Consider the following 15838-nt stretch of genomic DNA (forward strand, 5'->3'; position numbering starts at 1 on the left):
AAAAATTAATAAATTAGTTCCCCTAAACTAATCTATCTATAGAATCATCACATAACAGTCTTATATATACAACCGTAAATTACACATTTTAATTTTTTCGTCACACGAGGTATTGAAACGATCTGGTAAGAAAACCGAGTCATCAGCCTAAAACGGTTTTTTTCCACAAAATTGAATCTATTTGACGAAAAATGTGTAAAAGCGGCATCGTTAGCGACTGAAGACTGTTTAACGCTCAAAAATAGTGCTGATTAAACTGACTTATGATTTCAAATAACATTTTTTTAAGCCTTTGAAATCTAGTGATGCAATTAATTTCTGTCTGAAAATTTAGTTAGCATAAGCAGTTATTGATTCAAAGGTTACCAGAATTATAGAAGCAGAAGGGTAACTATCAAAATGCTATAGAGGTTCAAAAATGCATCATAGTTTACAGTCTTACTATTGCCGTGAAAGCCTGCAATGTACTTGGAAGTGCGAAATTTGAGTGGCGAGATGATCATCAAACGACGCGATGCATTTAAGACGAATAGAGTGGTGAAGATCAGTTTACGGCAACCACTTTAAAATTTTGGAATATGAAGTAAATAGCTAATAAAAAGGCCATCCGCCCTCGAATATTAGAGTAACGAATGGCCTTAAATAAGAACGATTTTCCATTGTAGTAATCTGTCTAGTACTTCGAACCAGCTTTATACCAGTTGCCCTTAGTGGACAACTTATAAATGTTAGCTAAATTTGATTTTGAGCCTGCGTACATCCAGTACCATGGTAAATGCTTATTAAAGTGGCTGCCTTTTTTGAGCATCACATAGCTAGCATTATTTGGTTTAGCAAACGAAATTAACTTCTTGCCACTGCGCCAAGTATTAAAACGGTAAAATTTAACGTCCTTGAGGTTGACATAGTAAACATGCCCCTTGTATTTAAAATCATACACACCCTTATAAGTGGTGTTCTTGCGGGCATAGTAGGTCTTATTACGATAAATATCGCTAAAGTTATAAACAAATCCAGCGACGTTTTCGGTGCTTGCCGTGCGAGCACTAGAGTACAAATTAGCGAAATCATCATGACGTCCCCGATACATATAAGCACGATTGAACTTCTTAGTCGAAAAGGCGTTCGAAGAAGTCGTCTTATAGTGCCATGATTTAGCTTGAGCGGTGTTCCCAGCACCAATTGCACCCAAACTTAAGCCGATTAAAGTAGCGGCAATTGCAGTTCTAATTTTCATTGTAAATCCTCCAAAATAGATTTTTACTCCTCTGTTGCGTTCCCATGGTATCAAAAAGAGATAGTTTTGTCTGCAACAATTTTTGGTGCGAAATATTATATCTTTATTAATATTAGATGAAAGTTTATAAAGCGGTTTTTGTTGGCTTTATTTGTGAACTATTGAGACTCGTTTTCTATCATCAAAGCAATCAGACGGTACGCTAATAATTTTTTAAAATGAAAATTTGCTAAAATTTTTGAAACATTTATATATTTATGTTTTAATAATCCGCATTCTTTTAAAATTTAAGAAAACTTAAGTTATCGGTTTTGCGTCTTCTGTGAGCGGTTTCATCCGTGATATAAGTTACTTTGTAGTTTTTATGATATCATTAACAATCCGAATGTCTACTTGACGACCCAGAAGTCTATCAGTAGAATGAGCTGTTGTTCAACAGACACTTACATATTGTTTAGTGGGATAGTTTTAGGTTTAGGGTCATTTTTAAGGGAGATTACAATGTTTTTATTAAGCGGTTTTGTTATTTTGTATCCACTGATTGTTTCCATCGTTTGGATAATGGGAGCAATTTTTTTCGGTATTTTACAGCGTCAGTTACCTCTTCGACGACCTAGTAAAAGTGACGCAGAACCATTAGTGTCAGTTCTGATTCCAGCTCATAATGAAGAAGCAACCTTAGATCAAGTGGTGGCCTCAATCAGTGACATGACCTACCGGAACGTTGAGTTGATTTTGATTGATGACGGAAGTGACGATCAGACTTTGACCGTCATGCGAACGTTGCAGCATCAATATCAGTCTCAACTGACTGTAAAAGTGGTGCCAATTGTGCAAAATGGTGGTAAGGCCAACGCGCTCAACGTTGGTTTGAAGTCAGCTAAAGGTGAGTTCCTGCTATGTGTTGATTCGGATTCGTACATTGATAAAAATGCCCTTGATCAGATGATGCTGCGGTTTTATAACGATCCTAAAACTGGGGCAGTAGCCGGCCGTCCCGTCGTTCGTAACCGAACTACGCTATTAGGGCGTCTGCAACTACTGGAATACATTGGAATCATCGATATTATTAAGCGTGGACAAGCGTTTATTACCGGGCACATTACCACGGTTTCCGGCGTGATCGTTGTTTACCGCAAACAAGCGGTTGAAGAAGTCGGCGGCTGGACCGTCGAAGCGTTAACCGAAGACATTGATATGACCTGGCAATTATATACCAAGCACTGGCACGTTGAATACTGCCCGCAAGCGGTCTCTTGGATCCTGGTGCCAGAGCACATGCGAGCTTTAATTCGTCAGCGTCGTCGATGGGCGCGGGGCGGTTTGGAAGTCCTCGTCCGTAACCGGCGCTTGATCTTTACCGGTAATTTGGCCGAGCAGTGGCTTTTAGTCGATATGATCGTCAGTAATTTCTGGGCCTTGTGCTGTACCTTTGGTGTTTTGATGTACTTCTTAACAATGCTATTTGCTCACGCTGTGATTTTAGACGGCGGGATCCTCTTTGTGCTTACTTTGATCAGCATCGTGCAGTTCATCATTGGTTTTACCAGTTCACAACGACAAGGATACGTTGATTGGCAAGATCTATTGCTGTTGCCGATGTACTTTATCTTCTATTGGGTCGTCAATCTCATCAGCTGCATAACGGCTCTTGGGTCATTTTTCATCGATCCTAAACGTCGCGGCGTCTGGTCCAGTCCGGATAGGGGGGTGTAGACAATGGATAAAGATCAATTAGTGATTCGCAAGAAAACTTCGTTGGGCTCTCGAATTCGACGGTTTGTTCTGTTGGTACTGCTGTGGGTAGTGGCGATTTATATTATTGCCGTGAACCTGTGCTTTATTTTTGGCATCTACAGTGATGGCCTAGTGGTTAATTATTCATTGTTTAACCTTTCTTTTCACATCTATAAACTGCTAGGGATACTAATTGTTGGTATTGGTGCCCTCATCACCATTTATGGGGTCATTCACCTTCGGAATTTAAAGCGAAAGGTGGCCCATCATGAGTAAAACAACCCGTAAATGGATTTTGGGAGTCCTGATCGTCGTGTTCCTTGGTGTTCTGTCCTACACCGTGCGCAAGAGTATCAAGTTTGAAGTGGGGAATCACGAAAACTACGCATTAGCCGCTAAGGACATGAAAATTAAGAACGGTATCATGGTCTTTTGCTACCACCGAATTTTAAACGATGATGCCACCGTTAAAACGGTAGAAGCTTTGACCCCAAACAATCAGCTTCATGTTTATAACGTGAACGTGTCAGCCTTTAAAGCCCAAATGAAATTTCTGTCAAAACACCATATTCGAGTGATTTCAACCTCACAAATGGTGGCGATGCTCCATAGTCATCAGCCAATTCGTGGCAAATACGTCGTGCTCACGTTTGATGACGTTGACCGGACGTTGACCGAAAACGCGGCACCCGTCATGAAACACTATGGTTATCCTTATACAGCCTCGATCATTACTGGGGCTACTGGCCGCTACATTGGGGGTGAGCAATTGGCTACATGGCCACAAGTCATGAAAACTTACCGAAATGCTCATGGCAAAATGGAACTGGGAGTTCATACCAATGACATGCACTACCTTGTTAAGGGGACGCCAGTGTTTAACCTGCGGAAAAATTACAGCAAGTTCAAGACTGATTATGCAACTAGCCAAAAAGTTATGGCAACTAAACTTGGTCATGCCTCATCCATCTTCACGTATCCGTATGGAAGTGGAACGCCACAGGTTGAGAATTTTCTAACGGCGCAACCAACTTTAAATGTGATTTATACCTTAAACAACGGTATCGTAACGTCGGTGAACGATTTACGGCTCACACCACGGATGATTGTGACCCAGGATAGCTGGCCGAGTATTTCACGTTGGTTATCGAGGTAGTTTGTGACTTTGATTGTGTGATACAAAAACTATCTTAACCACCAAATTCGCTGATTATTCTGATTTTAAAAGGACCTTTTAGATTCTGACTCTTGCTAAAACTAATTAGATGTAATATACAATTATCGCTTTAATTATCCCTTACTTGTGCCGTCAATTCGATTTGGTGGCACTTTTTGTTTTGATTAAGGGCAATCTTGATTAAAACCATCCCGTTTAGGCCACTTATTTTAAGTACCTTGTGGCCTCACTTTGGTGCTAACTCATGAGTGACAGCAAATTTGCCGTGCATTTCGTTCATAGCTGCTGCAAATGATCAGATTCAAACAGAAATATAAAAATGTTTAATTTTAATTTCAATAAGTCAAGTTAATTGATATTCCGAGGTAATCAAATTATTATGAAAGCGCTTTAAATAACTGACAGTATTTGGAGGAGGAATTGACATGGCTGAGATGATTAATTCGGGTGTTGCCGCCCTTAAAACATTGGAAAGTTGGGGTGTTGATCACATCTACGGTATCCCAGGTGGAACGATCAACAATCTTATGTATGCTTTACATCAGGAGAAGGATAAGATCACTTATGTACACGTTCGACATGAAGAGGTCGGTGCCCTAGCCGCTGTGGCCGACAGTAAATTGACCGGCCATATTGGGGTTGCATTTGGTTCGGCTGGACCTGGAGCTACTCATCTATTCCAAGGAGGCTACGACGCGATGGCAGATAAAGTGCCAGCGTTATTCATCGTCGGCCAAAATCCACAAGCGTTGATGAATCAAGACTTTTTCCAAGAATTCGATGAGGATCCCTGGTTTGATAATCCCGGTGTATACGCTCGCACCGTAACCACCGCTGAAAGCCTGCCACACGTGTTAGATGAAGCCATTCGGCGGGCGTTTGCACAACACGGTCCTGCGTTTGTGACGATTCCTAACGACTTAGCTAACAAGCCGATCCCTGCTGATGGCTATTACAGCGCGGCCGCTAACTTTGCTAAACCGGTCTTGGCAGCGCCAGATGACAGTCAGATCAACGCGTTATTGAAATTATTAGGTGAGGCTAAGAAACCGCTGATTTACGTTGGACAAGGGACGATCGGTGCGCCAAACGAAGTGATGCAGTTTGCTAAGAAGTTCCAAGTGCCAGTAATCACGACCGCACTGGGCAAGCAAATTATTCCTTACGATTTTGAAGCGCTGTTAGGCTCAGCTGGCCGTGTGGCTTCAAAACCAGCCAACGAGGCGCTTCAAGAAACCGATTTTATCCTGTTTGTCGGTTCCAACTATCCGTTTGCCGAAACCATGTTTAAACCGGGCATTAAATTTGCCCAAATCGATGCTAACCCGCAGGTATTGGGCAAACGGCACAAGACTGATGTGGCTATCCTAGGGGATGCTAAGCAGGTTCTGCAACGGTTGCTCACGCTTGGCACGACCGCTGACCCATCACACTGGTATATGGCTAATGTGGAAAACGTAGCCAATTGGCACGACTACAACGATGATATGATGGCAGGTACCGAAGGAAAGTTGCGCTTTGAGCCAGCATTTAGGGAAATTAACCGAATCGCTACGGAAGATGCAGTCTTCTCAATCGATGTCGGTGACGTGACGCAAAATGCCGTTCGGTTGCTGAAAGTAAATGGCAAGCAGCCGTGGATCACTTCCGGTCTGTTTGCAACCATGGGGGTTGGTTTACCAGGTGCCATTGCCGCTGCCTTAAGCTACCCAGGTCGGCAGGTATTTAACCTCACTGGTGACGGTGCGGCTGCGATGGTGATGCAGGACTTAGCTACAGAGGTTACTTACGGTCTGCCAATCATCAACGTGGTCTTCTCAAATGAAGCTCTGGGCTATATTGAAGACGAGCAAGAAGATGATGGCCAAGAGTGGTTTGGCATTAGTCTGCCGCCGACTGATTTTGCGAAAGTTGCGGAGGCTCAAGGACTCACAGGTATTTCAGTATCCCGAATCGAAGAAGTAAAATTAGCCTTCGATAGAGCTCTGGAGATCAGTCAGTCTGGCAAGCCGGTTCTGATTGACGTGAAGATGTCAAACGAACGGCCGATTCCAGTTGAGAAACTCGAACTGGATCCAGATAAGTTCAATGGCCAAGAGATTGCCGACTTCAAGACTCGTTACTACGCCGACAAACTGGTTCCTCTTAGCGCCTTTTTAGAAAAGCACGGCGTTAACTAAAAGTATCTCTTAGTCCGTGGGCGCGCTTTTCATTTGATGCAAATTGTAGTTCGGCACTGACAAAGGCGGCCGCATCTGGCGCGTTGTAACGGTCTAACTTATAATCGATTTCCTGCAGGTCATGCATGATTTTGGCCTGCTTTTTGAGTACCCGGGATTTGTGAGACTGAAGCAGGGCTTTGCGCAATGGAATACTTTTTGGGCCTGCCATGCAGTAGTTGATATATTGCCGAATGTCTCTTAATGGCATTTCGGTATTTCGCAGGCAAACGATTGTTCTGATCAAATGCAGGTCAGCGGTCGTAAATTCCCGGTAGCCAGCCTGATTTTTAGCCACAAACGGCAGCAATCCCTGTTTGTCATAGTAGCGGATGGTAGAGATCGGCAAGTTAAAGCGTTCTGCGACGTCCTTGATCGTATACGTGTTATCGATTTTTATCACTCCTCAAAATAATCTTGCCCTAAACTATGGTTCAGGGTTTATGCTGTCCATATTGTAAGTGAAAATAGGTTGCAAGACAAGAGGAGCTAAAAAATTGAAAAGAGTATTAATTACGGGTGCAAATAAAGGAATTGGTTTCGCGTTGGCTCAAGCAATTGGTCTGGCTGGGGTCAAAGTGTTGCTAGGAGTTCGCAGCGAAGAACGGGGGGCACAGGCGGCCCAAAAATTGCGGGCAGCAGGTGTGAAAGCAGTGGATGTGGTTCGAATTGATCTTAATCAGCCGGCAACCATTGAACAAGCTGTTACAACCGTCAAAGCGCAGTATACCGATCTTGATGTACTGATCAATAATGCCGGAATATCCGGTCGTGACGTGGCTAATAATCAGTTGACAGTGGCTGACCTGCGTGCAACGTTACAAGTGAACTTTTTGGGCGTCTACCAATTGACAATGGGACTGTTGCGACTGTTATCAGTAAACCACGGTCAAGTTGTTAATATTACGATCCCCACAGACCCTAATCCGCTGTGGAATCCGCTGGCTTATAAGTCATCCAAGGCGGCCTTAAACGTCTTTACTGACAGTTTGGCCCTTGATATGAAGCAGCAAAAACAGCCGGTGACTGTTTACGGTATCCACCCTGGCCCAACCACGACTGATTTGAATGACAATGCCCATTATCCGGGATTCCATACACCGGCAAAAGTTGCATCGAAGATTTTACCGATTTTGGCAAAGGGAAAACGCAATCATGGCAAATTCATCGAAATTTATCACCAGATATCTGCTGGTCCATTTTCTGGGCTAATTGCTAAGGTGATGCATAACTAAACTAACTTGACTTTCTGATGGCTTCCCTCAAAATGAACAGCAAAGGGGTGGATGCAAAATGGCAGCAACATTCAGTACGGAACGGTTTCGATTAGATGGTCAAGTGGCAATTATAACGGGTGGCGCCTCAGGCTTAGGGGCCTATTATACCCAGGCGTTCTTGTTGTCCGGCGCAAAGGTTTTGGTGGTTAGTGCTAGTCAGAATCACTGGGATGAAACCAAGCAATTTGCGGCAGAACATAGTGGCACAGTCGGCTTTTATCAGATCGATATCACAAGTGAAGGCGCAGCCGCAAAAATTGTGGTAGCTGATATGGAACAGTTTGGTAAAATTGACATTCTCGTGAATAACGCGGGCATTCAGATTCGCAATGAGTGGCGGGAATATAAGGATGAAGATTGGCGTCGCGTAATTGACACTAATTTGAATGCTCTGTATTTTCTGTCCCACGAATCTGCCAAACAGATGGCCACTCAAGGCGGCGGTAAAATTATTAACATTGCCTCGATGCAGTCGTATCGAGCCGGTAAATTCATTTTTCCCTACGCCGCTAGCAAGCACGGTGTTGTCGGCTTAACCAAGGCCTACGCAGATGCTCTTGCACCCGACAATATTCAGGTCAATGCATTGGCGCCTGGTTACATCGATACGCCAATGACCAAGGCACTGCAAAATGATCAGTCTCGCAATGAAGAGATTTTGGCCCATATTCCCGCTGGCCACTGGGCGGATCCATCCGAATTAATGGGTGCCATCGTCTTTTTAGCTAGTCCAGCCGCCAACTATATTACTGGGGTGACATTGCCAGTAGATGGTGGGTATTTGCTACGATAAACTTGGTTTTTGTCACAGCAATAGTTTCCATAAAAACGCCATAAAAGATTGTAAATATCAACTAAATATGTCATGATGTTGACACAAGCTAGGGGTGCTCGTTTGGAGCTGAGATGGTGCATACCAGACCCTTTGAACCTGAGAGTTAATACTCACGTAGGAAAGCAAACATCGTGTGCAAACTCTTGGAGTGGATCTTCAGGAGTTTTTTTATTGGCTTGGCGTGGTTCATAGCTGAGTAAATCACGGAGGAATTGAGAAGAATGGAAGATTTAAGGGCTTTACTGATGGCAGCGATTGAGGAGCGTCAGTCACTGTTAATAAACGATTTATCGCAGTTGGTGAAGTTTAAGACAGTCTCACCGCCGGCTCGAAATACGGTTGGTATTCAGGATTTCCTTGAAGAGGCCTTGCAGACAGTTGGGTTTGAGGTCAAGCAACAACCCTTTTATAAACGGGATCGGTTGCTGTCAGCTAGGTTACCTGGTTATGATTCAATGACACATCGTAGCTTACTACTGAACGGTCACGTTGATGTGGCTGCTTTAACGGAAATGGGGCGTTGGCAAACCGATCCGTTTGAGCTGGTTGAACGTGGTGGACGGCTATATGGCCGCGGCGTCAGCGATATGAAGGGTGCCGTTGCCTGTTATTTGTATCTCTTTCAACTGCTGCAGGATTTAAATTTGCATCTGCCTGGAGACTTACTATTCCAATCAGTTGTGGGTGAAGAAGCAGGTGAAGCCGGAACGAAAACCCTGTTGAAACAGGGGGAAAGGGCTGACTTTGCAATTGTTGGTGATACTAGCGATATGGCATTTCAAGGCCAGGGTGGCGTGGTTACTGGGTGGATTACTTTAAAAAGTGCCCATACTTATCACGACGGCAATCGGGTCAATATGCTACGCGCAGGTGGCGGCATTAAGGCAGCCAGTATGGTCGAAAAATTGCCAGTAATTCTGGAAGCGTTGAGCAAATTAGAGCACCTGTGGGCGGTCATAAAGCAGTATCCAGGATTTTTACCAGGCACGAACACCATTAATCCGGCCTACGTTGAAGGGGGTATTCACCCAGCTTTTGTCGCCGATGAATGCCGATTATGGATCACCGTGCATTTCTATCCGGACGAAACCATTCAACAGGTGACTCAAGAAATTGAAGCGCAGGTTCGAGCAGCAGTTGTTGCTGATCCATGGTTATCAGATACCACGTTAACTTTTTCTTGGGGTGGGGAGTCGATGCTGGTAGATAAAGGTGAAGTCTTTCCACCGTTAGCAATCGATGAAGATTCACTGGCCGTTTCAACGTTAAAGGCCAGCCACGTGAAGGTGCTGGGGCAGGAACCTCAAATCAATATGTCAACTTCTGTTTCTGATGGTGGCTGGTTTGATTACTATCACATACCAGCAGTGGTCTACGGACCGGGAGAATTGGCTCAGGCGCACAGTGATAATGAGTCGGTTGAGCTACAGCAATTACTGGATTATACAAAAATCATTGCGGATTTTGTGTTGAACTGGTGCTCACAGGTTAAATAACGAGAGGAATTAAGAGAATGAATAAAAAATTTCATCTACAAGATATCATTTTGATTACGATGATTGCCTTGATCTTCGGTGCTATTTTCGTGGGGACGGATTACATCTATAATATTTTGTCGATTTTGGTCGGTCCATTTGCAAATGAGATTTTGTTTGGTTTGTGGATCATGGCTGGCCCACTGGCGATATACCTCACTCGAATTCCTGGTGCAGCTATCTTGGGGGAAGTTCTGGGAGCGGCGGCTGAAGTCATTTTTGGTGGCACATTTGGCGTGTCTGCGCTGCTTTCCGGCATCGTACAGGGTGTGGGAAGTGAAGCGGGATTTGCAATCTGGCGGTATCACAACTGGGGCTGGAAAAGTCTATTGACATCCTCGTTCACTACTACCGTCGTGGCATTTACTTACGAACTATTTCGGCTCGGCTACGTTAAATTTTCAATCGGTATGATCATTGCGCTGTTTGTTGTCCGGTTAATTTCGGTCTGCTTCTTTGGTGCAGTACTGGTTCACGGGGTATTTTCTCTTCTTGCCCGTGCCCACGCACTGCGGCATTTAGACTCAGAGAAATAGTGAGACGAGTTAGTTGCACATCCACCAAAAAGCCGGTATTTTCTAAGTGTAATCAATCTCTTAACAGACCTACCTTGGAGGAGGAAAAGACCATGCTGGATATTAAAAATTCAATTGAACGTTTGCAGTGGAATACAGAACATCATTTTTTACACATTCAAGCACAACACGAGTTCATGCGTGCCTTGGCGATTCAGTTTGAGTTGGGGTACACCGATTTCCGGGTGATTCAAATGACGTTACAGATGGGCACGTCGCAGCATTCAGATATTTTAAAGCGTTTCACATCCGCGTATGAACAGATTTATCAATACGAATACGCCTTTGTTGCTGGCGGTTTAGAAGGCTTTAATGAGCAGTTTGGCAATCAAATGACAGCCTATGAAAAGGCCGAAAAGGAGATGCTAGCAGTCTTGGCTGAGGTTCAGGCTTTAGACCAGGCTGATCAGTAGGGGTGATAGTCAATATAGCTATAAAAAGCCAGTTCAAGGCGGCGCCATTTAAACCTGTGCTGGCTTTTTGAAATGGTTCTGCAGAGCCACCTCAATTGAGCAGGTAAAAGGTTTGATCAGGTCTTTATGCTGTGTTGGAAGGAATCTTCATTGCTTATAAATCGTTTTTTATAGTTGCAGCATGATTTTAATGGCATCACCTTGCACAAGGAGACGATAAATACGATTCAATTATGGTTAAGCTTAAATTGATCAATAATTTACAAATAGTCAAAAAATTAACTTGAGACTCAAAATTAAATCGAATTATTGGCTGCCAAATATGTTATGATTTAGGTTAAAAGTGGTCGTTGTCAGTGATCGTACGGTATGTAATCAATTTGGTCATAGTCGATTTTATAGTTTGTATAGCTGTGAAATGACGAATAAGCATTATTATATAAATATAAAACGGTAAAAGGGTATTTAAGAGTTAACTTTAAGTTAGTCTGGAGGTCAGAAGCATGGCAGAAGAAACTGACACACAATTATCACCACTGGAAAATGACGTTATGGACGCCTTAGAGAACGTTATCGATCCAGAACTGGGCATCGATTTGGTTAATCTTGGACTGATCTATGGGATCAAAGTTGACGATGCAGGCAAGTGTGTTGTCACAATGACGTTAACAACTATGGGTTGCCCAATTGGGAATTTGCTGGCTGATTCAATCACTGACGCCGTGAAGTCCGTTGCTGGTGTTACTGATTGTGATATCAACCTTGTCTGGGAGCCGGCCTGGACGATGGATCGGATGAGTCGTTTTGCCAAAGTTGCTTTAGGGATTCATGGCTAGATAAGAAAAAGATGGGATCGATGACATATGGATATCGATAAATTTGTTGCAAAGCGTAAAGCAACGCACATCTCACAAGTTAAAATGTGCGATGGCATTTGCACACAATCAACACTCAGCAAGTTCGAAAGTGGCGGTCATGTGCCCTCATTGTCGATCCTAAGTCAGTTATGCGCTCGGATCGGACTCACCATTGATGATTTAAGCGATTCCGATGGGATAACTGCCAATCAGATGCAGAGTAAGCTAGATGATCTTGAAGAACAAATAGCCTTGGAAGACTACCCCGAAGTACTGGCTGGCCTTAAAGAGATCAATGACGAGCAGCTGGAGTCAAGTCGGTTGCAAATGCAGTTTTACTACCTACGTGGGTTTCTTGGGGCCGTGATCAACCAGCCCGCCGAAAAAGTACTGTATGACTTTTCACAAATTCTAAACGAGTTGGATGAATCTCACCAAACCATTTTTACTCAGTTGGTTTTCATCGGTTCTGGCGTGCTGTATAACCGACGCAAACAGACGGATCGAGCAAATTTTTTCTTTCAAAAAGTTGAGACCTTTATCCGTCGTGTACAAGGGGCTCATAGGCAGCCTTTTGCGCATACGGACGTCAATTATCTGCGCTTGTTAACGCTGGTATTCTTCACTGCCGGTTACAACAATAGTTGTCGTAGATTCGAACGGAGCGACCAATTAGTTAATCTTGGTATTAATATTTGCGCTCAGTATCACGTCACTTATTTTCTGCCAAGACTGAAATTTTTGGCGGCGGAAAATGCGATTGAAGAAAAACAAGATGCTGCGGTTGTGGAACGGCTGATCAACGAAGTTCTGGCGTTTGCGCGCATCAATAACAGTCAGTTGATTCAGTTGAAAGCAGCAGCTTTGAATCTTCGGTATAAAAAGCGAGAACCCTTAGTGAATCTGATTGCTTAATCATGGATTTTATCAGCGTACGTTGAGCGTGCGCTTTTTTGATGCACCAAAGCAATCTTGAAATGAATTTGATTAAATGATTGACAGCGGGTTAAATCGCTTGCAGGCCAGTATAAAATAAGCTATTCTCACTGTAATTAAAGCAATTAGGAGGCAACATTATGGAATTAACTGAGACAGACTACACGATTTTAGATGCTATTGAATCTGGCAAGGTGGAACCCGGTACCAGTCCCCGGCACTTTGTTGATTATTGCGATAACAGTATCGGTGGTGACCCGCAACCCCTTATCGATAACGGTTATATTGATGCCGACCACTACATTAATGGTCTGACGGAAAAGGGTAAACAAGCACTTGCCGAACACAAACGTCAAAATTGATTTTAGTCATTTCGAAGGTGCTAAACGGCAGATCTTGATTCAACTTGAGCAATGGCACTGGCAAATTGCAATCGTGGAAAATAAGGTTCGAGAACAGCAGGATTTTGATACGGTCACTGCGGAGAGTCACCGCTTGCGGGAGGCGATTCGAGACCGATATCAAGCTAATGAAAAGCTGTCTAGGCGTGAACCGATGGCGGCACAGCGCCTGCACCGACGATATCTACAAGTGCTTTTAGACTTATCAGCGGAGATTGTTTCCGTTCCCAGTCGGTCAATGGCCTATTATGATTTAGTCAGTTTTAAGGACCATTTACTTCGTGATATTGAATATATTCGCAGTACTGGTATGGAAAGGGAGAAGTAAAGGTGCAGCTATTGATCAGTGATGTGTCGGAGTTGAAAATGCCCTCACGAGGACCAGAAATCAACGCTTTTTTAACGATGATCGGTTATCGTATTTGTGCGAAGGGTGAGGAGCTTCTATTAGCTAGCGATTATGGCCAATGGAACATAACGACGCCAGCCATCTTCATTCGCTATGATCGAGACCATTTTTTGAGTGTGCGTTTTGATTCCCGGAACATGGATCTGCCGTATTTAAAAAAGCTCAGGCAGCCGGGCTTGAGACATTAGTAATTAACCAAATGTATTAGGTTCAATAAATCTGAATCTCATTTTCTGCAGACCAACAGCCATTAATTTGAAGGAGTATGACAACAATGGACATCACCATCATTGGCGCCGGCCCCCGAGGCATCATGACACTTGGCCGATTGATTGCTTGGCATGCCCAGGCACAAGTAAACATTAACGTGATCATTGTGGATCCGTTTCCCGTTGGTGGTCACGTTTGGCGCACTGATCAGCCACCGGAGCTGCTCATGAACACGCCCGCACAGCAAATCACGATTTATGCAGATGATTCTGTCCGGATGGCGGGCGCTAATTCCGTAACCGGTCCAAACTTAGCTGAATGGAGTGATTACTCCGACACGCCAGCGTTCATTAAAGCGCGGCACTTTTCAAATCAGGACTTTTTCTTAGCTCAAGTCAAAGCGCTTCAAGCTAACGATTATGCACCCAGAAACGTGTATGGAGTCTATCTGCAGTGGGCCTATGAAGATTTACTTAGTAAACTACCGTCGTCATTTCAAGTTACTTTTAAACGGACTGAGGTGACGGCAATTAACCGGACTGCTAATGGTTATACTGTGCAGGCTGGAGAACAAAACTGGCCGGCTGACCAAGTGGTACTCACGATTGGCCACTATGTCATGCGGCCGACTGAAGAGGAACAGAAATTTCAGCGGACGGCGGCTGAAAACGGTGGTTTCTACCTACCGCCTATCCTGCCTGGCGACGCTAATTTCAGTGCAATTGATGCAGGTGAGACCGTGTTGATGCGTGGTGTCGGACTGAGCTTTTACGATTACGTGGCAATGTTAACGGCCGGTCGTGGTGGCCAGTTTAGCCGCGCTGCAAATGGTCAGTTGGTTTACACACCCTCTGGCAATGAGCCGCGAGTCATTGCTGGTTCACGTCGCGGCTTTCCGTACTATCCAAAAGGCTATAATCAAAAGGGATACGGTGAACAGGTGATGCCAGCCTTCTTAACTGATCAGCGAATGGTTGATCTGGCGGCTGATGGTGGCATCAGTGGTCAAAGCTTTTTTGACTTGTTGAAACGAGACGTTGAGTTGATCTATTATACTCGGCTGATCAAAGCCACTTATCCGCATCTGGATGTTAAGGTGTTCGAAAAGGCGTTTACAACTGAGAGGGATCCGGAATCAGTCATCGCCCAGGCTGGTTTCAAACCTGAAGATCGGTTGAACTGGAATCGCTTGGTTGATCCTTTTTCTGATGTTATTCGTAATCAGCCAAAAATGATTCCTGATTGGCTTAAGCTACTAGTTACGGATGCGAAGCTAGGAACAAAGACTGGTCCGTTGACAAGTGGTCTTGAAGTTTTACGGGACCTTCGTGACCAGGTTCGGTTTGCAGTGGAACATAACCTGTTCAAACCGGATGATTATTTAAACTTTTTGCTGCGTTGGTACACACCGACTCAGGACTTTATGGCAGTCGGTCCGCCAGTGATTCGACTGGAACAATTGCAGGCACTAATGGCGGCTGGAATCGTTGAGTTTATGAAGCCCAATATGTCAGTGCGCGTCTCAAACGGTCGGTTTGTGGCTCAATCAGCTAATGATGAAACGATTTATTCTGCGCGGGTACTGATTGAAGCACGGACTCCAGGAGTGGATGCGGCTCACAACGCTGATCCGGTACTTGAATCTCTGCTGGCTGCTGGATTAGCAGTTCCAGATCAACGACGTCTGACGAATGGTAGTCAGTTTTTTACGCACGCAGTTAGCCTTGATCCTAAGACTGATCAATTAATGGATCACAATGGTCAGTCAGTAGTGGGACTTTACCTGTTTGGCATTCCCAGCGAGGGGCTGCACTGGATGACGACTGCTAGTCCACGACCGGGTGTCAACGATGGCAACCTCATTGCAGCTGATCGGATTGCCCAACAAATCGTGACCGGAAGACACAATTTTGATGATCACTTGAACCAATGAGGAAGATTAGAGCCATTTGTGAGAAAAAGTTCTTACTTAATTGAATTAAAAATACAAATAGCACACCAACAAATTCGTAATGAATCA

17 protein-coding genes and 1 riboswitch are annotated in these 15838 nt (G+C 44.1%); of the genes, 15 read left to right on the forward strand and 2 right to left on the reverse strand.

What is annotated here, in order from left to right:
* Positions 1 to 673: 673 nt before the first annotated feature.
* Complete coding sequence (locus GM612_RS07705) at positions 674 to 1237, reverse strand: hypothetical protein (RefSeq protein ID WP_155431804.1); 564 nt, start codon at positions 1235 to 1237, stop codon at positions 674 to 676.
* A 501-nt stretch (positions 1238 to 1738) separates the two neighbouring features.
* Here GM612_RS07705 and GM612_RS07710 point away from each other — a divergent pair.
* The 4 genes from GM612_RS07710 (at position 1739) to spxB (ending at position 6331) form a co-directional block, all read left to right on the forward strand.
* Complete coding sequence (locus GM612_RS07710) at positions 1739 to 2953, forward strand: glycosyltransferase family 2 protein (RefSeq protein ID WP_155431805.1); 1215 nt, start codon at positions 1739 to 1741, stop codon at positions 2951 to 2953.
* A gap of 3 nt (positions 2954 to 2956) precedes the next feature.
* A complete protein-coding gene (locus tag GM612_RS07715) occupies positions 2957 to 3250 on the forward strand; it encodes a hypothetical protein (protein WP_155431806.1) in 294 nt (97 codons plus the stop codon).
* Complete coding sequence (locus GM612_RS07720) at positions 3243 to 4130, forward strand: polysaccharide deacetylase family protein (RefSeq protein ID WP_155431807.1); 888 nt, start codon at positions 3243 to 3245, stop codon at positions 4128 to 4130. Before GM612_RS07715 ends, GM612_RS07720 begins: the two co-directional genes overlap by 8 nt.
* A gap of 446 nt (positions 4131 to 4576) precedes the next feature.
* Complete coding sequence (spxB, locus tag GM612_RS07725; RefSeq protein ID WP_155431808.1) at positions 4577 to 6331, forward strand: pyruvate oxidase; 1755 nt, start codon at positions 4577 to 4579, stop codon at positions 6329 to 6331.
* Here the strand turns inward: spxB and GM612_RS07730 are convergent.
* Positions 6324 to 6764: a MerR family transcriptional regulator gene (locus GM612_RS07730; RefSeq protein WP_343031852.1), complete on the reverse strand. Its 441-nt coding sequence runs from the start codon at positions 6762 to 6764 to the stop codon at positions 6324 to 6326. The genes spxB and GM612_RS07730 overlap by 8 nt on opposite strands.
* Before the next feature lie 103 nt (positions 6765 to 6867).
* Here GM612_RS07730 and GM612_RS07735 point away from each other — a divergent pair, with 103 nt between their 5' ends.
* From GM612_RS07735 to GM612_RS07785, 11 genes are all read left to right on the forward strand, one after another.
* The gene (locus GM612_RS07735; protein WP_155431809.1) at positions 6868 to 7605 is read left to right on the forward strand and encodes an SDR family NAD(P)-dependent oxidoreductase; all 738 of its coding nucleotides are present in this window, start codon (positions 6868 to 6870) and stop codon (positions 7603 to 7605) included.
* Between the two features lie 58 nt (positions 7606 to 7663).
* Complete coding sequence (locus GM612_RS07740; protein ID WP_155431810.1) at positions 7664 to 8440, forward strand: glucose 1-dehydrogenase; 777 nt, start codon at positions 7664 to 7666, stop codon at positions 8438 to 8440.
* A gap of 80 nt (positions 8441 to 8520) precedes the next feature.
* A riboswitch (TPP riboswitch) is annotated at positions 8521 to 8620 on the forward strand.
* A gap of 83 nt (positions 8621 to 8703) precedes the next feature.
* Positions 8704 to 9978, forward strand: a complete 1275-nt coding sequence (locus tag GM612_RS07745) for an acetylornithine deacetylase (RefSeq protein ID WP_155431811.1) — start codon at positions 8704 to 8706, stop codon at positions 9976 to 9978.
* 17 nt (positions 9979 to 9995) lie between these two features.
* Entirely contained in the window at positions 9996 to 10553 is a 558-nt protein-coding gene (locus GM612_RS07750) for an ECF transporter S component (RefSeq protein ID WP_155431812.1), read from the forward strand.
* 92 nt (positions 10554 to 10645) lie between these two features.
* Entirely contained in the window at positions 10646 to 11005 is a 360-nt protein-coding gene (locus GM612_RS07755) for a hypothetical protein (RefSeq protein ID WP_155431813.1), read from the forward strand.
* A gap of 503 nt (positions 11006 to 11508) precedes the next feature.
* Positions 11509 to 11841: a metal-sulfur cluster assembly factor gene (locus GM612_RS07760; protein WP_155431814.1), complete on the forward strand. Its 333-nt coding sequence runs from the start codon at positions 11509 to 11511 to the stop codon at positions 11839 to 11841.
* Positions 11842 to 11868: 27 nt separating this feature from the next.
* On the forward strand, positions 11869 to 12777 hold the full coding sequence (locus GM612_RS07765; protein WP_155431815.1) for a helix-turn-helix domain-containing protein: 909 nt from the start codon (positions 11869 to 11871) through the stop codon (positions 12775 to 12777).
* 161 nt (positions 12778 to 12938) lie between these two features.
* Complete coding sequence (locus GM612_RS07770) at positions 12939 to 13160, forward strand: hypothetical protein (RefSeq protein ID WP_155431816.1); 222 nt, start codon at positions 12939 to 12941, stop codon at positions 13158 to 13160.
* Entirely contained in the window at positions 13135 to 13527 is a 393-nt protein-coding gene (locus GM612_RS07775; RefSeq protein WP_155431817.1) for a hypothetical protein, read from the forward strand. The genes GM612_RS07770 and GM612_RS07775 overlap by 26 nt, the downstream gene beginning before the upstream one ends.
* Before the next feature lie 2 nt (positions 13528 to 13529).
* Positions 13530 to 13796 (forward strand): hypothetical protein, encoded by a 267-nt coding sequence (locus tag GM612_RS07780; RefSeq protein WP_155431818.1) that lies wholly within the window; start codon positions 13530 to 13532, stop codon positions 13794 to 13796.
* 86 nt (positions 13797 to 13882) lie between these two features.
* Complete coding sequence (locus GM612_RS07785; protein WP_173021250.1) at positions 13883 to 15751, forward strand: FAD/NAD(P)-binding protein; 1869 nt, start codon at positions 13883 to 13885, stop codon at positions 15749 to 15751.
* Positions 15752 to 15838: the final 87 nt, after the last annotated feature.

The organism is Secundilactobacillus folii (assembly GCF_009720675.1).
Classification (GTDB): domain Bacteria; phylum Bacillota; class Bacilli; order Lactobacillales; family Lactobacillaceae; genus Secundilactobacillus; species Secundilactobacillus folii.

Coding starts and splice junctions, on each gene's coding strand:
- GM612_RS07705 (WP_155431804.1), bottom strand. CDS start 1,237: ATGAAAATTAGAACTGCAATTGCCGCTACTTTAATCGGCTTAAGTTTG.
- GM612_RS07710 (WP_155431805.1), top strand. CDS start 1,739: ATGTTTTTATTAAGCGGTTTTGTTATTTTGTATCCACTGATTGTTTCC.
- GM612_RS07715 (WP_155431806.1), top strand. CDS start 2,957: ATGGATAAAGATCAATTAGTGATTCGCAAGAAAACTTCGTTGGGCTCT.
- GM612_RS07720 (WP_155431807.1), top strand. CDS start 3,243: ATGAGTAAAACAACCCGTAAATGGATTTTGGGAGTCCTGATCGTCGTG.
- spxB (WP_155431808.1), top strand. CDS start 4,577: ATGGCTGAGATGATTAATTCGGGTGTTGCCGCCCTTAAAACATTGGAA.
- GM612_RS07740 (WP_155431810.1), top strand. CDS start 7,664: ATGGCAGCAACATTCAGTACGGAACGGTTTCGATTAGATGGTCAAGTG.
- GM612_RS07745 (WP_155431811.1), top strand. CDS start 8,704: ATGGAAGATTTAAGGGCTTTACTGATGGCAGCGATTGAGGAGCGTCAG.
- GM612_RS07750 (WP_155431812.1), top strand. CDS start 9,996: ATGAATAAAAAATTTCATCTACAAGATATCATTTTGATTACGATGATT.
- GM612_RS07755 (WP_155431813.1), top strand. CDS start 10,646: ATGCTGGATATTAAAAATTCAATTGAACGTTTGCAGTGGAATACAGAA.
- GM612_RS07760 (WP_155431814.1), top strand. CDS start 11,509: ATGGCAGAAGAAACTGACACACAATTATCACCACTGGAAAATGACGTT.
- GM612_RS07765 (WP_155431815.1), top strand. CDS start 11,869: ATGGATATCGATAAATTTGTTGCAAAGCGTAAAGCAACGCACATCTCA.
- GM612_RS07770 (WP_155431816.1), top strand. CDS start 12,939: ATGGAATTAACTGAGACAGACTACACGATTTTAGATGCTATTGAATCT.
- GM612_RS07785 (WP_173021250.1), top strand. CDS start 13,883: ATGGACATCACCATCATTGGCGCCGGCCCCCGAGGCATCATGACACTT.